Source organism: Legionella bozemanae, from assembly GCF_001648595.1.
Classification (GTDB): Bacteria; Pseudomonadota; Gammaproteobacteria; order Legionellales; family Legionellaceae; genus Legionella; species Legionella bozemanae.
In genome coordinates, this window is the sequence record NZ_LBAW01000002.1 from 172,770 (window position 1) to 195,639 (window position 22,870).

A 22,870-nucleotide genomic window follows, 5' to 3' on the forward strand; every position below is an offset into this window, starting at 1 on the left:
GATATATTATTACCAATTAGTTAAAGTTTCGTAGGTATTTTGGGAATGGGTCTTTAAAAATTCAGTAAAATCTTTGGTCCCTAAAGGTTTACTAAAGTAAAAACCTTGCATTATGTAACATCCGTTTTCTTTTAAAAATTTAATTTGCTCTAGCGTTTCTACACCTTCTGCCAGACAATCAATATTCATCCGATGTGCCAAGGCAATGGTGTTACTTACGATATTTCTGCTATCAATACTGACTTCAATATCTTGAATAAACGTTCTATCAATTTTTATTTTATTGATTTTAAATAATTTTAGGTTACCAAACTCTGAATAACCAGTACCAAAATCATCTATGGCGAGTGCAATACCCATCTCTGTAAATTTATTAATAATTGGAATGGCTTCATTGTGAAATGCATTAGATTCTGTCAGTTCCAACTCGAGGTACTTGGGAGATAATTTTACTTTATTTAAAATGTTCCTAATGCGCTCAACGAGATCGTGCTGTACCAATTGCTTTGCTGATAAATTAACTGATATGGTTAATTTAAATCCTATGCCCCGCCATTTCTTCAATTGTTTGCAGGCAGTGCTTAATACCCATTCTCCAATAGGAAGAATCATTCCATTTGCTTCTGCCAAAGGAATAAATTCCATTGGCGAAACTAATCCAAACACTGGACTTTGCCAGCGTATTAAAGCTTCTGCACCACAAACGGTTCCAGTTCTTAAATCAATGAAGGGTTGGTAATTTAAGATTAGTTCATTATTTTCAATCGCTCGATAGAGTTGATTTTCAATATTTAATTGTCTGGAAGCATCTGCAGTAATTACGGTATTAAAAATGCGTACACTATTCCCACCGCGCTCGGTCGCAAGTGTCCGCGCAGCCTCTGCATGCGTAATCAATGTATCCACATCCCTGCCATCAGTCGGAAATACACTGATACCAATGCTTGCGGTTAAATTCAATTCTTGTTGGGAAACATAGACGGGATTTTCTAATACCATAAATAAATCTTCGGTACAGTCTTCTATTTCCGACATATTACTAATGGGATCAATTAAAATAACAAATACATCTTTGCGTAATAATGAAACGAAATATTTTTTATTTTTTACTGCAAGTTGTGCAAAACGTTGCGCAATACGATGGATAACCGTAGCGGATGCTTGATGACCGATACTGTCATTAATTTTCATCATATTGTTTAATGAAAAACAGGCAATGGCGAACTTTTGATGACTTTTAATAGCTCGTTCAGTTACATTATGAATGTGATCATAAAGAAAACGTTCATTAGGTAAATCAGTTAATAAATCATGGGTTGCCTGATAGGTCACCAATTTCAATGATTTTTCTAATTCTTCCGTGCGTTCTTTGACTCGTCGTTCCAAAGAAGCATTCATATGTTTCAGTTTATGGCTAAGTAACGCATTTTCATATCCCAAACGAAATACTTTTAAAATGATTCTGTTTCCAACAAAGCAAGCAAAAAGCATAAATAGGCCGAGCACCAAAAATGAGGCAGCAATGGATATACTGAGATAGCTGACCTCAGAACCAATTGAATCAATGATTAAATATAGATGATACAAAAGTGTAGGGGTGAGTAAACAAACAATACTCGCAATTCCCATCGTTAAATCAATTGCAGTTGAGAAGGAAAAACAAATTAACACAGCAGATAAAAAGATGATGGTAGTCATTTGTTGATTAACCCCATCGTTCATAAATAAAATGCCAATACTGCTCCATATCAAACAGATTAAAATGACAATATAGAGAAAGCCTTTTCGGCATTTAAATATTTCTGCGCGGGTTATACGTCTATATTCAAAACGCAGTGCCCATACGAGATTGAGCAAATTTGCAAGCACCAAGAGGATATACCAGGAAATGATTAATATTGGGCGTGTCGACCTATAGATCGCAAGAACATACAGAAAAGCGCCAAGTATATTGGCAAAAGCACCAAGTTTTACCATGCTATGAAATGACTTGGCTGTTTCAAACTCAATCTTGTGATCAATCTCATGTTGTTCGCTGGAGGTAAGCTGCGGTTCTTCGATAAACTTATGTCCATTGCCGGGCTTTGACATATAAGCTCCTTGCCCTATCGTAGCGCGATAGAGTCATTCCCACTTTTTATATTATAGTATAAGTAGCGTTTGCTTTAGTAATTATAAAGACTCATTTTGTTAAAATATAAATCATTGCCTCCAGAACACGTCCATTTTGTATGCGTGCTGGAATTTTTTCTTGCTTTACTATCTTAAATTGATTTTGTTCTGCTAATTTTTGGATGTAATCCGGATGATGGCTGAAACGAGCACTTGTTTCAAGCGACCAGAAGGTTGTTGCACTGATTTCAATGGTAAAAATAAAATAGCCTCCAAGCTTTAGATGTTGATGAATGGTGTAAAATAACGTATCAAGCTCGCCAAAATAGGGAAAAACATCGGCGGCAATGATCAGGTCATAAGAGGCTTTATTTTGCTGAAGAAATTGATTGATTTCAGCTTCTACCAAATTATCATAAATTCCTTTTTCTTTGGCTTGGGCCAGCATTTTTCCTGAAATGTCTACTCCGATTAAACGGTTACTTCGCTCCCGAAGGACAATACCCGTGAGACCGGTTCCACATCCTAAATCTAAAGTATGAGTATTTGTTGGCAATTCCAATTGGTGGATTACACGCGCTACATGCTGGGGAATAGAATACTGCAGCGTGCTCTTCATATGTTGGTCATAATAAAGTGCATAGTTATTAAATAAATTATGTGCGTATTCTGGAGTGGTTGTTGCCTGTTCATCCCCAGTAAGAGCACGGAGCATATGCGCGCTAATCGTATCTTGGGGATTAATATCCAGAGCACGTTTTAAGTATTCCTTAGCTTTGTCCCTTTGTTCTAACTTAAGATAAATTGCCGCCAAATTATTTAAAGAGGATGTATGAGCGCTCTCGAGCTCAAGGATATGATCAAAAAGAATAATGGCTTCATTCAAATGACCTAAAGCCATTTGGGCTACGCCGGAATTGTATAAATATTCAATATTATCAGGTTCTTTTTGAAGTAATACGTCATAATGCATGAGCGCATTCTCAAAGCGATCATGATGCATGAATGTAGCTGCCAAGTTATTACGCGCTTCGATATTTTCATTATCCAAGGCTAATGCCTTGCTGAAATAATCGATTGCCAATTGGTTTTGTTGTCTTTTTAAAGCAATGACGCCCAGATTGGAAAGCGCTTCTATTTGCTTGCTGTCTTGTTCCAAAACATTTTGAAATGCTTTTTCTGCTTCAACAAGAGCGTTTTTTTCCAGATGCAATACACCGAGATAGAAAAGGGCTTCAGTATGAAATGGATTTAAGGATACTACGTTATTAAATTGGATTTTGGCGGCTTCCAATTGATTATTTTGCAGCAATAATAAGCCTAAATTAAAATGTGCCGCACTAAAATCAGGTTCAGCATGAACTGCTCGCGTATAATGTAACAGTGCTTGGGCATAGTTATTTTGCAATGCATAGACCGTTGCCAGGTTATTATGAGCCTGGGCATAATTCGGTTGCAGTTTAATGGCTTGCTGGTAATATTCAATTGCCTTATCCAGTTGATGTGACTTTTTATAGGCATTTGCAAGGTTATTCAGCAGACCCGCATTATCAGGGCTTAAAGAGAGTGCTTGTAATAAATAGAGAATTGCATTATCCATATCACCTAATTGAGCATAAGTGAGTCCTAAAAAGTGCAACGTGTTCAGATGCTTGGGCTCTTGAGACAAGATTTGTTCATAGAGGCTAATGGCTTGTGGCAACTGACCTTCATACTGGAATTTATATGCTTGCGCAAAGAGTGCATCTGTATCCATCATCAATTCTTAATTAGAGCGCGCAGTTGCTTTAATGCTTGTGCGCGGTGACTGATATTATTTTTAATTTTAGCAGGTAATTGTGCTACCGTGCATTGAAAGTTAGGGATATAAAATATGGGATCATAACCAAATCCACCTTCGCCAACAGGGAGGTTATGAATTATCCCTTTGCATCTACCTGTTGCAATAATTGGCATAGGATCTTTTGCATGGTGTACCAAGGCAATCGCGCAATAAAACCAAGCTTCTCGTTGAGGTGAGGGTACATGGGCCATTTTTTCTAATAATAAATGGATGTTTTCTGCATCGGTTGCATTGTTACCCGCATAACGAGCAGAATAAATACCCGGCTCGCCATTTAAAGCAGGTACTACTAAACCTGAATCATCGGCTAATGCGGGTTTTCCTGCATGTAAACTGGCGTGGCGTGCTTTGATGAGTGCATTTTCAATGAAACTTAAACCATCTTCTATTGCATCTGAAATTCCTAAACTGGTTTGTGGAATGCATTCAATTGGAGATAACAAATCACGCAACTCTTTGATTTTACTGGAATTGCTGGTAGCAAGAATAATTTCTTTCATAATTTAGGCCACAAAAAAATAGATAAAATGTAACGTGCAGCGCAGCGGTATTGCCACCATTAAATTAAGAATTATGTCATTCCCGCGAAGGCGAGAATCCATTCATCAATTGGTACCTCACCTTGTTTGGTGGATGGATCCCTGCCTTCGCAGGGATAACAATTTATCTCGACTTAATGGGAGGGCAGTGTAGCGAAACCCAGGATATTAGTGCTGCACTATTGCACTTCCAACAGATTTTTTTAACTATGTTATTAAAAGAATCCAGTTTAACGTGAGCGCTTAAAAATAGAAATTAAATTTTGTTGTGACATAGCATTACCTACTAAACGTTATACTGCGTTACAGACTCTCTCGGCTGCAGTCATGTATTATAGATACACTCCATCGCTTATCACTTGCGCCTTATCTAAAGTTTTGTAGGTAACGCTATATATTTAAAAATCTTAATAGAGAACAAAATTTACTTTTTTTGAACACTTTATTGTCCAAAAAATAAACCAAATAAATAGCGTTATTACAGTACTTGGGCTAAAATATGGTTTTTGGCCGGAGCATGATGATGCCCATTACACATCTTTTATTAGCTCTTTTAGTTGTTGTGATTTGGGGGATAAATTTTCTTTTTGTTTCCTTCGGACTGGAAGAAATTTCGCCTTTGTTACTCTGCGCCTTACGTTTTTTACTGGCAAGCATTCCAGCCATTTTTTTTATTAAACTTCCTCAATCTTCATTCAGAGCGATTGTCCTCTATGGTTTTGTAATGTTTGCATTGCAATTTGCTTTTCTTTTTATTGGCATGAATGTTGGTATGCCTGCTGGAATGGCTTCGTTGCTCATGCAAACACAAGTATTTTTCAGTATGTTTTTTGCGGTGGTTTTCTTGGGTGAGCAGCCTAATACGGGGCAGATTCTTGGTGCACTCGTCGCTTTTGCTGGCATTGGGTTGGTTGCTATGCATTTTGATAGTGATATCTCTTTAGCGGGTTTTGTCTTCATTCTTGCTGCTGCAGCAACTTGGGGACTGGGGAATTTGATCACCAAGAGAATTAAAGGAAGTAATACCAACATGATGGCAATGATTGCATGGGGAAGTTTTGTTGCATGTATCCCGATGTTCCTTCTTTCTTTAATGTTTGAAGGCCCTTCGAGTTTTGTTTATACCTATGAGCATATAAGTTGGCGTGGGACATTATCGTTGTTTTATATTGTTTTTGCTTCAACTTGGATAGGTTATGGGGTTTGGAACTGGCTCATTGCCCGATATCCAGTAGGCGTAGTTGCCCCATTTACTTTATTGGTTCCCATTGTTGCTATCCTGAGTTCTGTTTTAGTTTTGGGTGAGCCCTTTCAACAATGGAAGCTTGCTGCAGGATTATTAGTAATTGGTGGTTTGTGTATCAATGTATTGGGTGCGCGTTTTTTTGCAGTGAAAGAGCAGTCAGAAGTTGCCCTAAATGAATAAAGCCTGGGTGAAGCGTCGTAGCGGAACCCCGGATCTCCTATTTGATATATTGAATTTCCCGGGTTCCGCTACGCTTCACCCAAGCTACGTTTTTATAGCAAAAATGAGATATCATATGCCATTGTTACTATAATACTGGCGCTTAATTGTGAGTAACTCAAAAACCATAATATTATGTGCAGATGATTTTGGCTTGAATTCCGGAATTTCAGAAGGGATTTTAAAATTAGCGCGTATGGGACGTTTGTCCGCTGTGAGTTGTATGGTGAATATGCCCGGTTTTATTCCTTATGCCAAAGAACTACTCATCTTAAAAAAAAATAAACCAATCAAAATTGGGTTACACTTTAATCTTACAGAAGGTAATTTAGTATCTATTCCAGAAAAATCGTGTTTTTCTTTACATGAATTGCTGATTAAAACGCATATGCGCTCGATAAAATTATCTTTCATTGGAAAAGAGTTTTTGGCACAACTGGACCTGTTTACGGACATCATGGAACAACTTCCCGATTTTATTGATGGCCACCAGCATGTCCATCAATTTCCTATAATACGGAATGTCATTTTGGATCTCTATGCACAAAGATTGAAAAGTCATGGAACTTCTATTCGTTCCACTTGGCCTTCCATTGATTTGCCTCAATCTCGGTTGAAAGCAAAAATATTGAGTCTTACAGGAGGTAAAGCTTTACTGAAGCAACTCATCAAATTGGGCATCCCTCACAATCGTTACTTCTCAGGTATTTATGATTTTGCCCCAGCAGCAAACTATAGAGAATTATTCAGGAAATGGATGAGTGTAACCAGGGAGAATACTCTAATTATGTGTCATCCGGGGACAAGTTCCAATAGTACAGATCCTATCGCACATGCGCGTCTTAAGGAATTTAATTATTTTTTAAGTGACGAATTTTTAAAGGATTGCGATGAGTTTCATGTTCATTTAGAGCAGCATGAGAATTTATTATAAGACAATTTCAGGTTAAATTTACCTGCTTGTTTTTTTTATGTATTATCTTTCTAGGGTTATCAGACCCTGGGGCAATGGTATTTGAATAAAAAGGAAAAAGCCTTGAAAGACTTTTTTTGGATCTCTTTTGGTGCGATCTTTGGCGCAAATTTGCGTTATCTCGTGAGCCGTTTTTTCGCTAAGTATTTATCGGCAGATATTCCTTTTGGGACATTCATTGTTAATGTGACCGGAAGCTTTATTATGGGGTTTTTTCTTGCCTGGACTTTAGAGCGAGTGGAGGTTGATCCACGATGGCGCTTGTTTATTGCCGTTGGGTTTTGCGGAGCTTACACAACATTTTCAACGTACAGTTACGAAACTTACATGCTTTTGGAACAAAGTGATTATGGGCTTGCTGCACTAAATTTTATTTGTAATAATCTTTTTTCACTATTGGCAGTTATTGCGGGTATCGTACTCGCTCGGGCAATTTGATATGAATCATGTAAAAGTTTCTATCTATATTAATGAATCGGACAAATGGCAGCATCGTCCCTTGCACATTGAGCTATTAGATATGCTTGATAAAAATGAAATTGCAGGGGGCACTGTCTTGCGTGCTGTTGCTGGATTTACATTTAAAAGCCCTGTTGTATCTGCCTCATTGGTGGATATAGGTAGTAAGCTTCCCTTAGTTGTGCAATTCATTGATACAGCAGAAAAGATAGATTCTATATTACCGAAAGTGAAGGAAATGGTCGGAAAGCGCCTTATTATTCGTGAGCCTGTAGAAGTAGTTAGTGGGATTTATCCTGACTCTTATTAACATCTATTTTCTAGCATGACCCAACATTTGTATGTCAATGCAGAAAGATATGCCTGTGCGTGTATGAAATTCAGCTCTAATTTTTAGCTGAAACTCCCAGATTGATTTATTTCTTGTCAAAATTTGTTGTAAAAATCTATTTATACACTATAATAATCTATAAATAGAGGATTTTACCATGAATCATTTGCATTTGGCATCTTTAACATCTCAAGATTTAAGTGAAGACGTTCTAAAACGTAACACCCAGAATGTAATTGCACTTTTAAAGCATTGGCAATTAAAAAATGAAGAAGAGTGTGAGCTTTTAGGTGGAATAAGCCCTGCACAACTTGCCAAATTTAAAAGAGGAACCGCACATATATCTGGCAGAGATACGATCGAACGGGTAGGTAATCTTTTAGGGATTCATAAAAATCTGAGAATTCTCTATCCGTACAATCGAGAAATAGTCTATCAATGGATAAAAGGGAGAAATCAAAAACTCCATAATCTTCGTCCATTAGATATTATGTTGGAGCAAGGTTATATTGGAATTGCTCAAATAAGGCGACTTACTGATTTTATGCGAGGTCAGTAAACGTGTCATTATTTGATGCTGTCAGAGAATATTCACAAGATATTTTTAGAAATATAAGAGGCATTAAGGTATCCCAGGATTTATTCGATGATCTCAGTGATGATCCGGTAAATTGGGAAGCGGCCAATATCATAGAAAGCCATACTCATCCTGTACTAACCAATCAATCGTTAATTCAACGGGCATTTGATTACAGCAAAAATGATTTTATTGATTATCCATTTGAAAAGATAACGAGCTCACGTTACAGCGATGGTGCAATTGCTTGCTGGTATGGATCAGAAACGTTGAAAACGACAATTTATGAAACAAGATATCACTTTATTCAGGAAATCAAAGATTCCTGGGAGATTTTTCAAACCCAAGATACAGTCATTATCGATAGACGGGTTGCGAAAGTTTATTGCCAAGGATTAGGGCTTGATTTGACAGGAAAAAAAGAAGAGTTTCCCTGGCTCGTTGATCCGGATAATTATACGCAATGCCAAGAAACAGGAAGAAGAGTAGCCCATGAAGGGCATCCCTTATTGATTGTTCCATCTGCTCGCGATCCAGAGGGAATTAATCTCGTTGTTTTTAATCCCGCATTACTTTCTAATCCCAGGGAGCATTGCAAGTTACAATATATCTTCGACATAAAAAAGAAGAAAATTCAATGTCTTAGAGGGAAGGAAATCATCCTGGAACAAAGTGACATGAATATTTAAAGAGAAATCCTGAATTTTGTTTGAACGGCTTTATTTGGCGCATCTTGAACGAAAAATCCTCTGGAAAATACTCACATAGCCATCTATGCTCCATTGTCCAAGAGAGTTTTTTATTCAATTCGCACTCAAATCAGACCATTTTCTCATGAGAGGTTAAGCATTATTTTAACGACATGCCCAAAATCTTGATATGATGAAGCTATAAACTGAAACAAACCCCAAAACAAGAAATAAAGCAAATAAATAATTTAGATTAGTGTAACGTAAAAGCACGAAATAAAGCATTTCGTTAATGATTCCTGCGGAAGCTGCTACCAGGAAAAAATGAGGGAAGCTCAAATTTTTTTCATCATGCAGTTGCGAAAAGGTTAAATATTTATGTCCTAAAAAACTGACATTAAAGGCAATTAAAAAGGCAAAAACATTCGCTACGAGTGCCTGGACATGCATAAATTTCACTAAATTAAACACAGTAAAAAGATGAATGAATGCGGCAGCGCCACCAATACCCACAAAATAAATCAGTCTATGCCTTAATTTAAGTTGTGCTGTCATCAAAACTGGCTTCCTCATCAATAACGTAATGAGGCCTGTGTTTCACCTCATCAAAGACCCGCCCTATATATTCCCCCACTACGCCCAAGGCGAAGAGTTGCAAACCGCCAAAAAAGGTAATCGTGGTGACTATGGTTGCCCAACCGGGTGTTTCGATACCGAAAATCAAGGTACTTATTATAATCCAAATACCGTAAAGGATCGCCAGGGTTGCAACACCAATTCCACCAATAGCAATCATACGTAATGGAAATGCGGTAAAAGAGGTAATCCCGGTAATTGCTAAATCCAAAAGTGAGTAAAAATTCCATTGTGAAGTACCTGTTTTACGAGGTTGGACTTCAAAAGGAACAGCAATTTGTTTAAATCCAACCCAGCTATATAAGCCCTTCATGAAACGATTCCTTTCGGGCAATTTTTGGAGTGCTTGCACAATCTTGCGATCTAAAAGCCTAAAATCCCCTGCATTTGCAGGGATATTAATGCGATTTATTCGCGAAGTAAGTTGATAAAATGCTTTGGCACAAGTCCTTTTTAACCAGGATTCATCAGAACGGTTTTGTCGAACTGCATAAACCATATCATATCCCTCTTCCCATTTGGCCATAAATTGGTTCAAGAGTTCTAGGGGGTGTTGGAAGTCGGCATCCAGAAGAATCACTGCATCACCTTGGGCATGGTCAAGTCCAGCACTTATGGCATTTTCCTTGCCAAAATTTCGACTAAAACGAATGCAACGAAGGGCAAATTGAGTTCTCAATTGCTGAATAATTACCGGTGTATTATCCTGGCTGCCATCATCTACAATAAGTATTTCATATGCATAGCCAAGATTTTTTATTGTATCAATCAATGCAGCAATAAATTCGGCAATTCCTGCTTCTTCATTATAAACTGGGACAACGTAGGAAACACGTTTTGTATGATTTACTGGTTTGGACATATCTGGTTTAATAATTTTGGTATTATGGCTACTGTAAATAAATGCTTATATATTAACTTGAATCGTAAGTTCTCGTAAGTAGATTTAATTTTTTTCTTTTTAGGGAATTATTAAGCTGATACTATGTACCCTATTTTTGCTTCCAGCTCTACGGACAAAGCATGAGGTATATTGATTTTGAAGTATTATGGAAAAATCAGAAGGGATCGATTTTTCTGGATGAAAAAATTGCTAAATTTTTATTTAAGCAAAAAGAAGGGGTGAATTTCTTATCCTCATTGCCTAGTGGTTCTGTTTCAGGAAAATCATCCAAATTAAGTATCTTTAACAGCTCTCCTCAATTTATCTTTAGCCATCAATTAGTCCTATCAGGTAAAAATCAGTGGCATATTATTGATAATGCCCACAAAGGCAAAGGTGGCTTTGGTGCGGTTAACGAATCAAAATATAAAATAGTCGTGACTCGTGAGGCAAAAAATAAACCTTATCAAGCCCGATTAATCCCTGTGAACGATGTAGTCAAAATACAAAAAACTTCCAAGGATACGCCATATCCTGAATTATTGAAGCGGACGGCAAAAGAAGCGTTAAGACAAAAAAAACACGGGGTAAATGTTGTTGGCGTAGTTGGAACCGGAGATATGGTTATTACTATCCTTGAGGATTGTGGTACCAGCCTTGATAAGCTATTACCTTTTACACCCAGCTGCAATTATTCGTTTCAGTTCCGCTTGCAAGTCGCAGCACGCATAGCGAGTGAGATGCTTTTGTTACAACAAAAGGGAGTGGTACATCGGGATCTTAAGCCGGCAAATATTTGTTATAAAAAGCTAAGCAATGGGCAATTTCTTATAATTTTTATTGATTTTGGTTTGGCTGAAGATATTGATTCAAAAAATAATCTAAAAGCTTCAGGAACACTGGCTTATATGGCTCCGGAAGTCATTTTGGGGAAAGGCAGCACTTATCAATCGGATATGTATGCATTAGCAGCAATATTTGGTGAAATCTTTGGTGCACGGCATCTTCTAAAATATAAGGAATTAGCAGTAAACCTAGCTGATTTAGCTCAGGCCTCCTATTGTTTTGATGGTTTATTTACAGGTTATGATGTATCTCACATCGATCCTTATCTTTTAGAAGATATAAAGATTTTGCTCAATTGTTTACAAAGTGAAAACCCTGAAAAACGTCCAACGATTGATCAAATCAATAAATTTCTTATAACTTTGCCCTCCAGGATGGATGCATATAAAAATTTTAATGAGCAATGGGCGGTTATGGCTAAGAAATTTGCAGAATTTGAAGCCTATCATCAACAAATGAAATTATTAAAATCAAAACATGATTTATTCCCATTTAGAAACAAACTGTTACATGTTCCTAATCCAGTAAGCCATGTATTTAATGGAAGGATGCTCCACAAAAGAGAGGAAATTTATAAAGAAATTTCAACGTTTGCTTTACCTTTATCTCATTACGAATTATCAAAACGATTAATTCAAGAAAATCGTAGGGCAGATTTTGAAAATGAAGACAATCCTTATCCGAATTTGGAAAAAGTAATTCGAATGCTAGAGCAGGAAAATTTGCAATTTAAAAACGCAATACACAGTTTTAACGAATACGTCAATGTGATTATAGATGGCAAACAGTTAACAAAAAAATTTATTACTACAAACAGCACTGGGATGAGAAAAATTGCCGGTATTTTAAGTTCTACACTATCTCCCTTGGAACAGTTGGAACAATTACAGCAAATTGGTCAAGCAAAGACAACAGCGGGATTTTTTTACTTTTTCAGCCACTCCAAGTTTTTTGGTAGAGGTCGACATGAGAATATGGAGAAACTTTATCAGAAACTCGCTCGGCTTGATCCCCAAAAAGAGCAAACGGAATATTTGGCGAAAACTCAAATGGATGAGATCACCCAGTTTATTCAGAACACAACGAAGTTTACGCATTAAAACCTGGATATCGTGGCGAAACCCGGTTTCGTTTCGCTGCACTAAGGCTGCATTATTTATATCCATAAGGGTTTTCGTTTTTCGCAAATCGCTTTTGAGGGAGCTATGTTTGGCAGCGAGAGATAATCACCATGGTCCAAACTACAAGTGCATTAATAATCGTAATAAAAACGGCAGCTGAGCCGAGATCTTTTGCTTTTCTAGTCAGAGGATTCCAGTCGCGGCTTATCCGATTCAATGTGGTTTCTATCGCTGAATTCAATAATTCAGCAATTAAGACTATGAATAATGTGCTAATTAATAAAGCGCGCTCAACATAAGTTTTCCCTATAAAAAAAGCAAGAGGCAATGCAATGATGCCGGCCAATAACTCAAGACGAAAAGCAAATTCGTCTTGAAAGGCCGCTTTTAATCCATAAAGAGAATAACGAGTGGCTTCTTTTAATTTAAGAATTGTTTTAACTATGAATTTAGGCATTTGAGTAATCCTACAACTTATTTTGCTAAGGTCTGTTTCCATTTCTACTAGCTCGGCCAGAACATTTGGTGCAAGCTAGCGAAATGTAAAATAGACCCTAGTTTGTCTGAGATTGCTGTACTTTTCAAATAGATATTCCATAATAGACTTCTTCGAAACTCGCTGCATCGGCAAATTGCTTCGCCGATACAGTGCTCGAATCCTCATGTGACTGCGTGTACACTCAGATTCTGCGCTTCATTTCTCCTTGCACTTAGCTCACTGCAGCGAGTTTCGAAAGAAGTCTAATCAAATCGAACAGGAACGTACTGATGTCAGTTTTCTATGAGGTTCAGTGTCATTATCTTAGATTTAGGGGTTGGGTATGGAGGAACATTTTTACACAAGTTTAGTCGACTTACTGGAAAAAAAGGCAGAGAAAAATCCGGATTTCCCACTCTATACCTTCATAAATAAAAAAATACAGGAAAGTAAGAGTCTGACTTATCGTGAGTTGGCAGACCAAGCAAAGAAAATAGCAAGTGTTCTTTGCGACGTAACACAGCCTGGCGATCGGGTATTAATTATTTATCCTCCTGGCCTTGATTTTATTGCGGCCTTTTTTGGTTGTTTGTATGCAGGGGTTATTGCTGTACCTTCATATTCTCCTACTACTACCGATTGGGCAAAAAAATTCCAACATATTATTAAAAATTCAGATGCATGTGTTGTTCTGACCACAAAAGAGCTTGCACAACAAATCAAAAAATACAAAGAGTATGAACAGTTAAGATGCATCATCACAGAAGATTGGGTCAATGCAATTGAGACATGGAGCCATTTTGCGTTTAAGGAAGATCATATTGCTTTGTTACAATACACCTCTGGTTCAACTGGAAAACCCAAAGGAGTGATGATTAGCCATGGTAATTTGTTGCATAATTTATTTGTAATAGGAAAAGCAAACAGCCTTACTGCCGAAGACATTAGTGTTTCTTGGTTGCCTCATTATCATGATATGGGACTTATTGGTGGGATATTACAACCTGTTTTCAGTACGATTCCTGTAAAGTTGATGTCACCATTAACCTTTTTGCAGCGCCCGGCAATTTGGTTGGAAACAATGACATATTATCGAGCTACAGCAACGGTTGCTCCTAATTTTGCTTATGATTTATGTGCCAGTAAAGTCACTGAAGAAGAAAAAAGCCGATTGGATTTAAGCAGCTTGCAATGTGCAATGAGCGGGTCAGAACCTATTCGCAAAGCAACCATTGAGCGTTTTCTTCAACGTTTTGCAAGCTGCGGTTTTTCACCTGAGGCTTTTTATCCTTGTTATGGACTTGCTGAATCGACATTAATGGTTACAGGAGGACGTCGCAAACAAGGAATAGACAGTCAATGGGTAGATAAGAAAACACTGAATCAGAACAAAGTCCTTTATTGTGATGAAACGCATCCTGATGCCCACAGTTTGATTAATTGCGGACAGCCCGTTGATGGTTGTTTTCTTGCCATTGTGAATCCGCAGACGTTGCAGGAGTGTCCAGAACGGGTGGTTGGCGAAATATGGGTAGCAAGTAAAAGTGTTGCCCAGGGTTATTGGCAATTACCCAAGGACTCAAAGCATTATTTCGATGCACGCATCGCCCATAAAGAACATTCTTTTTTACGCACCGGGGACATGGGGTATCTGGATCAAGGGGCGCTTTATGTCACGGGACGTCTCAAAGATCTGATTATTATTCGTGGATGTAATTATTACCCACACGATTTGGAAGATACCATCCATACATGCCATCCCTACTTGCGTGAGCATGGTTGTGCCATTTTTTCAGTAGAAGAAAATGACTCGGAATTATTAGTTATTGTGCAAGAAATTAAAAAGCAAGTTCAGGGGCTGAACTTAGAAGAAATCATCAGAACCCTACGGGGCAATTTGCGGCAAATGCATGGGATTGAGGCAGATGTTGTGGTACTTGTTGAGCCTAAATCAGTTCCTAAAACAAGCAGCGGAAAAACACAGCGCTTATTATGTAAGAAAAAATATCTGGAAGGTGGCCTAGGTATTATCTGTATCGATAAGCTCGTAAAAAAGGAGGCAGAGGAACCTGTAAAAACCCTGAATTCCGAATCTTCAAATATTGCCCAGATGCTCAAGCCCATTTTTAATGAAGATCTTGCGGTTTTAGATAAAGAAAAAAAGTTAAGCGAAGTGGGTTTAAATTCAGTGCAGCTGGGGGAATTACACTATGTGCTGTCGACATGCGCTGACAAAGATATATCGATTGAATTTCTGCTCAGGGATCCAAGCCTAGGCGAAATTATGGATTTATTTTCAGGAAAATCGGAGCAACAAAAACAGTGTGATCATTTCCTGATTGATTTGGTTGCTGAGTTTAATCAATATAAAAATATGACACCTTATATTACCTCTTTGCCCAAAGCGATGCCAGAACATGTATTATTGACTGGAGCTACAGGCTTTTTAGGAGCTTATTTACTGCGTGAGCTTTTAATTAATACGAGCTGGTATATTACATGTCTTGTTCAGGCCAGTTCACCCGCGGCAGGACGAAGCAGAGTGATGCAAAATATGGAGCACTATGGTGTGTGGAATCCGGTTTTTCATGATCGCATTAAAATCGTTTTAGGCAATTTGGAAAAAAACAATTTAGGTCTCGCTAAACAAGACTGGTACTATTTGGCAGATACTGTTGATCTTATTTTTCATGGAGCTGCCGTCCTTAATTTTATTTATCCTTATCAAAAACTGGCAGCAAGCAATGTGTTTGGTACGAAACAACTCATCGAGTTAGCCGGGTACAGGCGGCTGAAAGCGCTGCATTATATTTCAACGGTAGGCTATTTTATGTCTGCTGATTTAGCAGATGATGCAGTAATCAGTGAACAAACTGAGCTTACACCCGAAGACGGGATTTATGGTGGTTATAATCAAACAAAATGGTTGGCTGAACGATTGGTATTTCATGCGCGCACCTATAATATTCCAACAGTGATTTACAGGCCGAGCTTGATTACAGGGGAAAGTCAAACTGGATATTGGAACCAGGAAGATGTGGTATGCCGTGTCCTCAAAGGATGTGTTGAACTGGGCGCCCGCCCATTATTGAATGTAGATTTTAATTTTGTTCCAGTGGATTATGTCGCCAAGGCAATCGCCCGATTTGCTTTGGAAAGACCCTATCAGTCCGATACGTATCATTTAATAAATCCGCAGGAAGTCGATGTCGATAAATTATTTGGATACGTTAAGGCCAAAGGTTTTAAGATAGAAGATGTCCCCTATCCTGATTGGGAAAAAATGATTAAGGAGAAAAGTCAATTTGATCTGAATCATCCATTTTCTCCATTACGGCCTTTCTTTACGGAAAAGGTCTTACATAAGGACCGTTCATTATTTGATTTATATCTTCACAACAATCAGGCGAAAATTGATTGCACCTATACAAAAACCCAGTTAGGCAATCATGAAATTTATTGTGAAAAAATAGATGAAACGGTATTCAATAAATACCTTAATTATCTGATTCAATGTGGATATTTAACCCAAGCCACTGAAGACACAACGAGTTAAGAAGTTCTGTGTGCTATATTTTTACAGGAGGAGGTTAATTAGGAAAAAATATGCCACGCATTCAACACATTACATCATTGCCTAATGATAAGGGGATGGATGTGTGTAAACTTGTAAAAGAACATCACTTTGGTTTGTATGAAACCATAGGTTTGCGCCCGAGCCAAGAGGATGCGGCCTTTGCATGTTGGTATGCACGCGATCATTTTAAATACCTTACCCCTCAAGAAATTGGTCGTCGTTTGTGGACGAGTTATCACCTGATTAATATTTTAGGACGCAATGTGATGTATGGAGGTACTACCGCATCAACGACTGTATATGATGGCCATGGCGCGTTGATCACTGCAACTTTAGCAGACTCCATTTCTTTTGCAGTGATTTTCGACACGCAGGGGGAGATAGCAGGTGTAATGCGTTTAAATAATATTATTCATCATCCCAATGTAGAGCTAGAGCGTATTCAAAGAGCTGGAGGGGTAGTTTTTTTTGATCGCATCGATGGTCAATTGGCGGTATCCAGGGCAATAGGAGATTTTGATTATAATGCCGAGGTAGTTTGTGCTGATGCAAGTATCGATATCAATTACCTTGATGAAATTTATGAACATATAGGTATCTCCAAAGAAAACGTAGGAAAAGTGCAATTGATTACGACATGTGATGGTTTTACCGAGCCTTTAGCGTTTCAGACTAAAAAAGAGCATGAGCAATGGCTTTTAAATTGTTTAAGGGAAATACCCTCAGCAAGAACGCTAGAGGAACAGCTATTAGCAAAAATGCTTGCTAATAAAGCGCTTGAATGGGGATCTCGAGACAATATTTCAATTGCCGTACAAACACTTTCTCTGTCTTTACCTTTTTTGATAGGGATTTATGATGGTCATGGAGGAAAAGAAGCTTCACGCTACACTGCGGAGAATATAGGCGCTGTTTTTGACTATCAGTGCTCCTTAACTCAAGAGGCCTATGCACAGCAATCGTTGAGCGCAGAGAAAAACTTCACGATATATTATCGCGATAATAAGGATCGAGAATGGTATGAACCTTTAGCTGATGCCGCTAAAAAAGAAAGAGAGTCTGAGCTTTCCAAATCTGGAGGTGTGCGCTCACAATTGCAATTATTGATGGAGCAAGCGGAAGAATATCTCACTTCAGCGAAAGGAAAAGGAATGGATAAGAACGCTGCTGCAAATTTAGAAACAGCTGTACACCATTTTTATGGTGTGATGAACGCGCTATGTAACTTCTATACTGATTTGACTCTAAGCAAAGAAGAGTTTGGTGAATGTGTAAACTACATCCTCCGCTCCGATGCAACGTATCAATTCGTCCCTGTGCGGTATTCATTTTTGTCATTAAATTTCGAAGAATGTAAGGAACATGCAGAAATAATTAAAAAGAATAATTTGTTAATGCAAATAATAATGGACTTAACCGTGTAGTTGGCTCCATTCTGGAGCAGTGAACCAATCCAGAGCCCCTAGTAAGTTAAAGCGAAAATGTCCGGAGGCATATTACTTACACACCCAAATATCTTTTTGAGTGATTTATGTAAGTTCAATATAAAAAATAAGATGATACTATAAAAGGCCTATATGCTCATTGCCTTGCAGTGGTTCTGGTTTTTTCTCTTGTTGCTCCGAGCGCAGAATAGCAAAAAGCGTGACACAGGCACAAATCAATAGGTAAAGAGCCGGTGCTTCAGATAATTTCAATGCCTGGATGAGTTGTGTAAAAGCAAGTGGTGCCGCACCACCAAATAAAGCAATACCAAGACTATAGCTAAATCCAACTCCACAATAACGTAAATGGGCTGGAAATGATTCACTGATAAGAACCACATAGCTGCCATTGATCATTGCTCCAAATAAAGCAAAACATAAGGTGAAAACCCAGACAAAAGATTCGCCAAAATGGTTCAGCCCATAAAAAAGCGGGTAACACGATAAAATCAAAAGTGTGGCACCGAAGATAAGTAATTTTTTACGGTTACACCGATCAGACAAGCTGCCAAAGACTGCAGTGAGTACTGCAAAGCTTAAAAAGCTTACTAAATTAATTAAATAAGTATGCGTTACCTTAAGCTTCACTATAGAGGTAAGATAGGCAGGCAAATACAAAAAAAGTGAAATAATGCTGGACGAAACGGCAGTAAATAAAAAAGCATGGAATAATTTTTCCCATGATAAGGTCCACAGTCCCCAAAATGGCTGATGATGCAATTTTTCTTCTTTTACCATAGTTAGGAAAACAGGAGTTTCAATCGACTGCTTGCGAATTATATAGCTAATAATCCCTAAGCCAAATCCAATTATAAAAGGAATACGCCAACCCCAAGCCATCATTTGCTCTTGGTCCAAGAGCGATGTAAGAATAAATCCTACTAATGCTCCTAGGCTATTGCCAAGGGTAATGCACATGAATACAAGACCAATAGCAAACCCGCGCTTTTCTCGGGGAACGTGTTCTATCGTAAATACGGCAGCTCCAGGAATTTCTCCGCCAACAGAGAATCCTTGCATCAATCGTAGCAAAATTAGGACGACGGGGGCAGTCATCCCAATGGATTGATAACCAGGTAAACATCCCATAAGCAAAGTTGCGGTTGCCATCATAAAAACGGCAAGTGAAAAGGCGGATTTTCGGCCAAATTTATCGCCTAAGTGGCCAAAAAATACACCACCTATAGGCCGTGCTAAATACCCAAGCGCAAAGACTGCAAAAGTATTAATTAACCCAATAAGCGCATTGGTGTTTGCGAAAAAATTTTGACTAATGTAAGGTGCAAAGAGGGCGTAAATCGTAAAGTCATAAAATTCTAATGCACCGCCTAAGGCAGTAAGTGTCACAATTTTATATTGCTCTTTATTCATGATTTATTCTTTTCGCAAGTAACTCTGTCATCCTTCGTAGGCGGGGAGCCACTTTTAAATTGGCAATGTGGTCCATCATGAATGGATTCCTGCTTTCGCAGGAATGACAACATCCGCTTTTCTGTTCTCTTGATAGCCATTGGGCTATTATGTTGCATTGATTTTGACCTATAGGAATTTTTTTTACAAGAGAGCGTTATAAATTAACACCATAAATTTTTTTTGAACCCAGGTGCTACTAAATGAGTAAAGATTTACGATGGGGTGTGGATTTCCGGGACTTGAATGGCCCGGAATTGATGGTTATCGTATTTGCAGGGATTTAGTGTCGACTACTGACTCATCAGTACGCTCTGTAAAGGATTGAAATATACTTAATCGATGTGATTTACCAAAAGAAATTGGTGGTAAAATCTGATTTTTCTGGCTTTCAACTAAGGTCATGGCATTTTGGACGAGCAGTTTAAACCCTTCACCACAATCATCTTTATTCAATTCTGAGGCATAATTATCAATAAAAAATTGAGCTATTATGCTTGCGGAGTCGCCTTTTAGGCCTAAGATACCGTTTTCAATGAGTTCTGAGGTAGCACATTTATTTAAAATGGACCGTAAATGATCGAAATTAATATTCACATGGTGGTTTAAACTTGCAAATGTCTCTATTTCAATCTGGTTGAGAAACTTAATTGTCAATCCTCCTCGCCCAACACCTAAAAATGGTTCAATTTTTCCTAATTTAGGAATGAAATCTACATTCCAGACAGCGCGTTCATTACTGGACTTAATATAGAGCAGAGTGAGCCCCAATATATGTCTGGAGAATTCAGTTAGAGGGACTGAGCCAGGCTCTTTATTCTCAAATCTTAAAAAAGATTTCTCAATAAGACCGAGAAAGAACTCTATTTCAGGATTGTTTACTACTTGCGTCACAGATAAAAAAAGCTCATTTAAAAAAATTTCTCCATCTTTTCTATTTATTGCCGGAAGTGTTTGTAATAATTCACGCATTACTTTTAAATGCCACATAATTAGCCACCATAAGATTAGTTTGCGCAAAAAATAACAAAAATAGATTAAGAGAATATTAATTGAGCCTGTTAAAATTGGATAATTGAAATATACAATGTGCAACACGAACATTACATTCTGCAGGAGAGATATTTTTTTTGCAATAATGACTTTCATTTAAGCATCTGGAGTTTTTTTGAACTAATATGATACTAAGCGAGTACTGATTTACGGTGCTTCATCATGGACATAAAGGATCATTGGGACCACAATGCGCGAATGCCGTTACTTTTCATAGGTCATGGTTGCCCTATGAATGCAATTCAAACCAATAAATTTACATTGAGCTTGCAGGCATTAGGTAACAAAATTCCGCAACCCAAAGCGATCGTATGCATTTCAGCACACTGGCTAACGACAGGCACTTGGGTTACTCATATGCTAAGTCCCAGAACTATTCACGATTTTTATTGCTTTCCCAAAAAATTGTTTAAGGTAGTATATCCAGCCCCAGGATCTCCTGAAACGGCAGAGCTGATTAAAACCCTTGTTACTGAGACCTCAATCAATCTGGATGATGAGCAATGGGGATTAGATCATGGAACTTGGTCTGTGATGCGCCATATATATCCTCGGGCGAATATCCCTATTGTTCAGCTCAGTATTGATATAGAAAAACCCGAAGAGTTCCATTATCAAATGGGACAGCAGTTATACTTGCTGCGAGAACGAGATATTCTCATTGTCAGTAGCGGTAATTTAGTACATAACCTTTCCAAGGTTAGTTGGGAATGCAAATCAAAACCCTATGATTGGGCAATTGAATTCGACGAATGGATCAAAGAAAAACTAATACGTAGAGATTTTGTCGCATTGATTAACCATTATGGCAATACTCTTGCAGGAAAACTGAGTGTTCCTACTTGTGATCATTATTATCCCTTGCTTTATATTTTAGGTGCTGCACGAAGTGAAGACGAACTTGTTTTTATTTATGAAGGGATTGAGAATAGTTCTGTTTCAATGCGCACATTTTTTTTGGGTATGAATTTAAATAAACAATAATACTTAACTTTTTGATCTAATTAGCAAATAATCCTGGAAAAAGCAGTTGAAAGCATGGCGAGCAAACTAAAGGTGCTGAGAGATGTTGGATTTTTAAATTTTTTTGTGAAAACAGCAGTCGCTGCTACGTGAGCGAAAAAATTTAAAAAATCCGGCAGATTCAGTATCTTTAGCTTGCGCAGTAGGTTTTCCCCGCTTTTTCTAGGATAATAAAATAAACCGAATTAAAAGGAATTGTAAATGCAATCTCAAATGGATAAACCTCATATTCAATTAGCCATCATGTCACGCTGGTATGTCGTTTCACGAGCATTACATGCCGTAGCTAAATTAGGCGTAGCAAATCATCTGTCCTCTGGGCCTAAAAGGATTGATGAATTGGCGAAGGTTACAGAAAGTAAGCCGGAATTACTGGATAGAATATTAAAGTTTCTCAGTAGTTATGACTTATTTAATTACAACAATGGTTTTTATTCGTTGACTGAATTATCCAAGCCGCTGTGTGACGATGACCCTCATTCCATGCGCGATGTGTTATGTATGGTTGATGATGCTTGGTGGCAAGCTTTTTCCCAGCTGGATGTGAGTCTTAATACCGGAACGCCTGCATTTGAAATACAACATGGCGATGATTTTTTTAGTTTTCTAAGTAAAAATGAAGAGAAACAGCAGAATTTTGATAGAGGAATGGCCAAGCTATCTTCTTATGATGACGCGGCGATTAGCAATGCATTCAACTTCTCTGAATTTTCCAGTTTCGTTGATATGGGCGGGGGACGCGGAGGATTGGCGACAGCAATTACTAAGCAATATCCCGGATTAAAAGCTATTCTTTTTGATACCCCGGCAGTTATTGGTCAATTGGATCCTAATAAGTTCTCCAATAAAGTCACTCTTCAAGAAGGAGATTTTTTTGCGACAATCCCATCAGCAGATGCCTACATTTTTAAAGGCGTTTTGCACGATTTTAATGATGAAATGATGCATAAAATATTAAAGAACTGTGCCCAGCAAATGTCTAAAAATACAACTTTATTTATTGCCGAACAAGTAATGCCAGATGATGATAAACCACATCCCAATAAAACGATGGATATTGTGATGATGGTTTTATTAGGAGGCAGACAACGCACCTTATCTGAATGGCAAAAATCAATTGAACCTGCAGGATTTACTTTTAAAAACAGTTATCCAACAAATAGCTTATTTACTTTAATGGAATTTCAACCTAAGAAATAAGGTGGAGTAGGGCAGTGAAACTCCATTTATGAACGGGTAATCCTGTTTGGAAGATGGTAATTTATCGCGTTAAACTGAACTTTAGGTTTTTTTACAGAGGATTTTATGACCACTATTTTAATCTACTCATGCTATTCCTCGCTTTGCTCGTGAGGTATTGTTAGTTTTTTT

At 37.9% G+C, this 22,870-nt stretch carries 19 protein-coding genes; 11 read left to right on the forward strand and 8 right to left on the reverse strand.

What is annotated here, in order from left to right; genetic code table 11:
• Positions 1 to 9: 9 nt before the first annotated feature.
• From A8O27_RS02900 to rdgB, 3 genes are all read right to left on the reverse strand, one after another.
• The gene (locus A8O27_RS02900) at positions 10 to 2,091 is read right to left on the reverse strand and encodes a putative bifunctional diguanylate cyclase/phosphodiesterase (RefSeq protein WP_058457817.1); all 2,082 of its coding nucleotides are present in this window, start codon (positions 2,089 to 2,091) and stop codon (positions 10 to 12) included.
• Between the two features lie 91 nt (positions 2,092 to 2,182).
• Entirely contained in the window at positions 2,183 to 3,868 is a 1,686-nt protein-coding gene (locus A8O27_RS02905) for a tetratricopeptide repeat protein (protein ID WP_058457818.1), read from the reverse strand.
• Positions 3,869 to 3,870: 2 nt separating this feature from the next.
• On the reverse strand, positions 3,871 to 4,455 hold the full coding sequence (rdgB, locus tag A8O27_RS02910; RefSeq protein WP_058457819.1) for an RdgB/HAM1 family non-canonical purine NTP pyrophosphatase: 585 nt from the start codon (positions 4,453 to 4,455) through the stop codon (positions 3,871 to 3,873).
• Positions 4,456 to 5,017: 562 nt separating this feature from the next.
• Here rdgB and A8O27_RS02915 point away from each other — a divergent pair.
• From A8O27_RS02915 to A8O27_RS02940, 6 genes are all read left to right on the forward strand, one after another.
• Entirely contained in the window at positions 5,018 to 5,920 is a 903-nt protein-coding gene (locus A8O27_RS02915; protein ID WP_058457820.1) for an EamA family transporter, read from the forward strand.
• 148 nt (positions 5,921 to 6,068) lie between these two features.
• Positions 6,069 to 6,893, forward strand: coding sequence for a ChbG/HpnK family deacetylase (locus tag A8O27_RS02920; protein ID WP_058457821.1), 825 nt, complete (start codon positions 6,069 to 6,071; stop codon positions 6,891 to 6,893).
• 102 nt (positions 6,894 to 6,995) lie between these two features.
• Positions 6,996 to 7,370, forward strand: coding sequence for a fluoride efflux transporter CrcB (crcB, locus tag A8O27_RS02925; protein WP_058458089.1), 375 nt, complete (start codon positions 6,996 to 6,998; stop codon positions 7,368 to 7,370).
• A gap of 1 nt (position 7,371) precedes the next feature.
• On the forward strand, positions 7,372 to 7,701 hold the full coding sequence (locus tag A8O27_RS02930; protein ID WP_058457822.1) for a DUF190 domain-containing protein: 330 nt from the start codon (positions 7,372 to 7,374) through the stop codon (positions 7,699 to 7,701).
• A 178-nt stretch (positions 7,702 to 7,879) separates the two neighbouring features.
• Complete coding sequence (locus tag A8O27_RS02935) at positions 7,880 to 8,281, forward strand: hypothetical protein (protein ID WP_058457823.1); 402 nt, start codon at positions 7,880 to 7,882, stop codon at positions 8,279 to 8,281.
• Between the two features lie 2 nt (positions 8,282 to 8,283).
• The gene (locus tag A8O27_RS02940; protein WP_058457824.1) at positions 8,284 to 8,988 is read left to right on the forward strand and encodes an RES family NAD+ phosphorylase; all 705 of its coding nucleotides are present in this window, start codon (positions 8,284 to 8,286) and stop codon (positions 8,986 to 8,988) included.
• 165 nt (positions 8,989 to 9,153) lie between these two features.
• Here the strand turns inward: A8O27_RS02940 and A8O27_RS02945 are convergent, their stop codons facing one another.
• Together A8O27_RS02945 and A8O27_RS02950 are read right to left on the reverse strand one after the other, a co-directional pair.
• Positions 9,154 to 9,543 carry a GtrA family protein gene (locus A8O27_RS02945; RefSeq protein WP_058457825.1) on the reverse strand — a complete coding sequence of 130 codons (390 nt, stop codon included), beginning with the start codon at positions 9,541 to 9,543 and terminating at the stop codon, positions 9,154 to 9,156.
• Positions 9,527 to 10,486: a glycosyltransferase family 2 protein gene (locus A8O27_RS02950; RefSeq protein ID WP_058457826.1), complete on the reverse strand. Its 960-nt coding sequence runs from the start codon at positions 10,484 to 10,486 to the stop codon at positions 9,527 to 9,529. The genes A8O27_RS02945 and A8O27_RS02950 overlap by 17 nt, the downstream gene beginning before the upstream one ends.
• A gap of 161 nt (positions 10,487 to 10,647) precedes the next feature.
• On the opposite strand from A8O27_RS02950, the gene A8O27_RS02955 reads away from it, so the two are divergent.
• Entirely contained in the window at positions 10,648 to 12,453 is a 1,806-nt protein-coding gene (locus A8O27_RS02955; RefSeq protein WP_058457827.1) for a protein kinase domain-containing protein, read from the forward strand.
• Between the two features lie 103 nt (positions 12,454 to 12,556).
• Here A8O27_RS02955 and A8O27_RS02960 read toward each other — a convergent pair whose 3' ends face one another.
• Positions 12,557 to 12,931 carry a diacylglycerol kinase gene (locus A8O27_RS02960; protein ID WP_058457828.1) on the reverse strand — a complete coding sequence of 125 codons (375 nt, stop codon included), beginning with the start codon at positions 12,929 to 12,931 and terminating at the stop codon, positions 12,557 to 12,559.
• A gap of 364 nt (positions 12,932 to 13,295) precedes the next feature.
• Between A8O27_RS02960 and A8O27_RS02965 the strand changes: the two genes are divergently transcribed.
• Both A8O27_RS02965 and A8O27_RS02970 read left to right on the forward strand, forming a co-directional pair.
• Complete coding sequence (locus A8O27_RS02965) at positions 13,296 to 16,508, forward strand: thioester reductase domain-containing protein (protein ID WP_058457829.1); 3,213 nt, start codon at positions 13,296 to 13,298, stop codon at positions 16,506 to 16,508.
• A gap of 50 nt (positions 16,509 to 16,558) precedes the next feature.
• Positions 16,559 to 17,953 (forward strand): PP2C family serine/threonine-protein phosphatase, encoded by a 1,395-nt coding sequence (locus tag A8O27_RS02970; protein ID WP_082642382.1) that lies wholly within the window; start codon positions 16,559 to 16,561, stop codon positions 17,951 to 17,953.
• Positions 17,954 to 18,091: 138 nt separating this feature from the next.
• Here the strand turns inward: A8O27_RS02970 and A8O27_RS02975 are convergent, their stop codons facing one another.
• Positions 18,092 to 19,384 carry an MFS transporter gene (locus tag A8O27_RS02975; protein WP_058457830.1) on the reverse strand — a complete coding sequence of 431 codons (1,293 nt, stop codon included), beginning with the start codon at positions 19,382 to 19,384 and terminating at the stop codon, positions 18,092 to 18,094.
• A gap of 303 nt (positions 19,385 to 19,687) precedes the next feature.
• On the reverse strand, positions 19,688 to 20,413 hold the full coding sequence (locus A8O27_RS02980) for a hypothetical protein (RefSeq protein ID WP_064115059.1): 726 nt from the start codon (positions 20,411 to 20,413) through the stop codon (positions 19,688 to 19,690).
• 225 nt (positions 20,414 to 20,638) lie between these two features.
• On the opposite strand from A8O27_RS02980, the gene ygiD reads away from it, so the two are divergent.
• Positions 20,639 to 21,460 carry a 4,5-DOPA-extradiol-dioxygenase gene (gene ygiD, locus A8O27_RS02985; RefSeq protein ID WP_058457832.1) on the forward strand — a complete coding sequence of 274 codons (822 nt, stop codon included), beginning with the start codon at positions 20,639 to 20,641 and terminating at the stop codon, positions 21,458 to 21,460.
• Positions 21,461 to 21,700: 240 nt separating this feature from the next.
• A complete protein-coding gene (locus tag A8O27_RS02990) occupies positions 21,701 to 22,699 on the forward strand; it encodes a methyltransferase (protein ID WP_058457833.1) in 999 nt (332 codons plus the stop codon).
• Positions 22,700 to 22,870 lie beyond the last annotated feature (171 nt).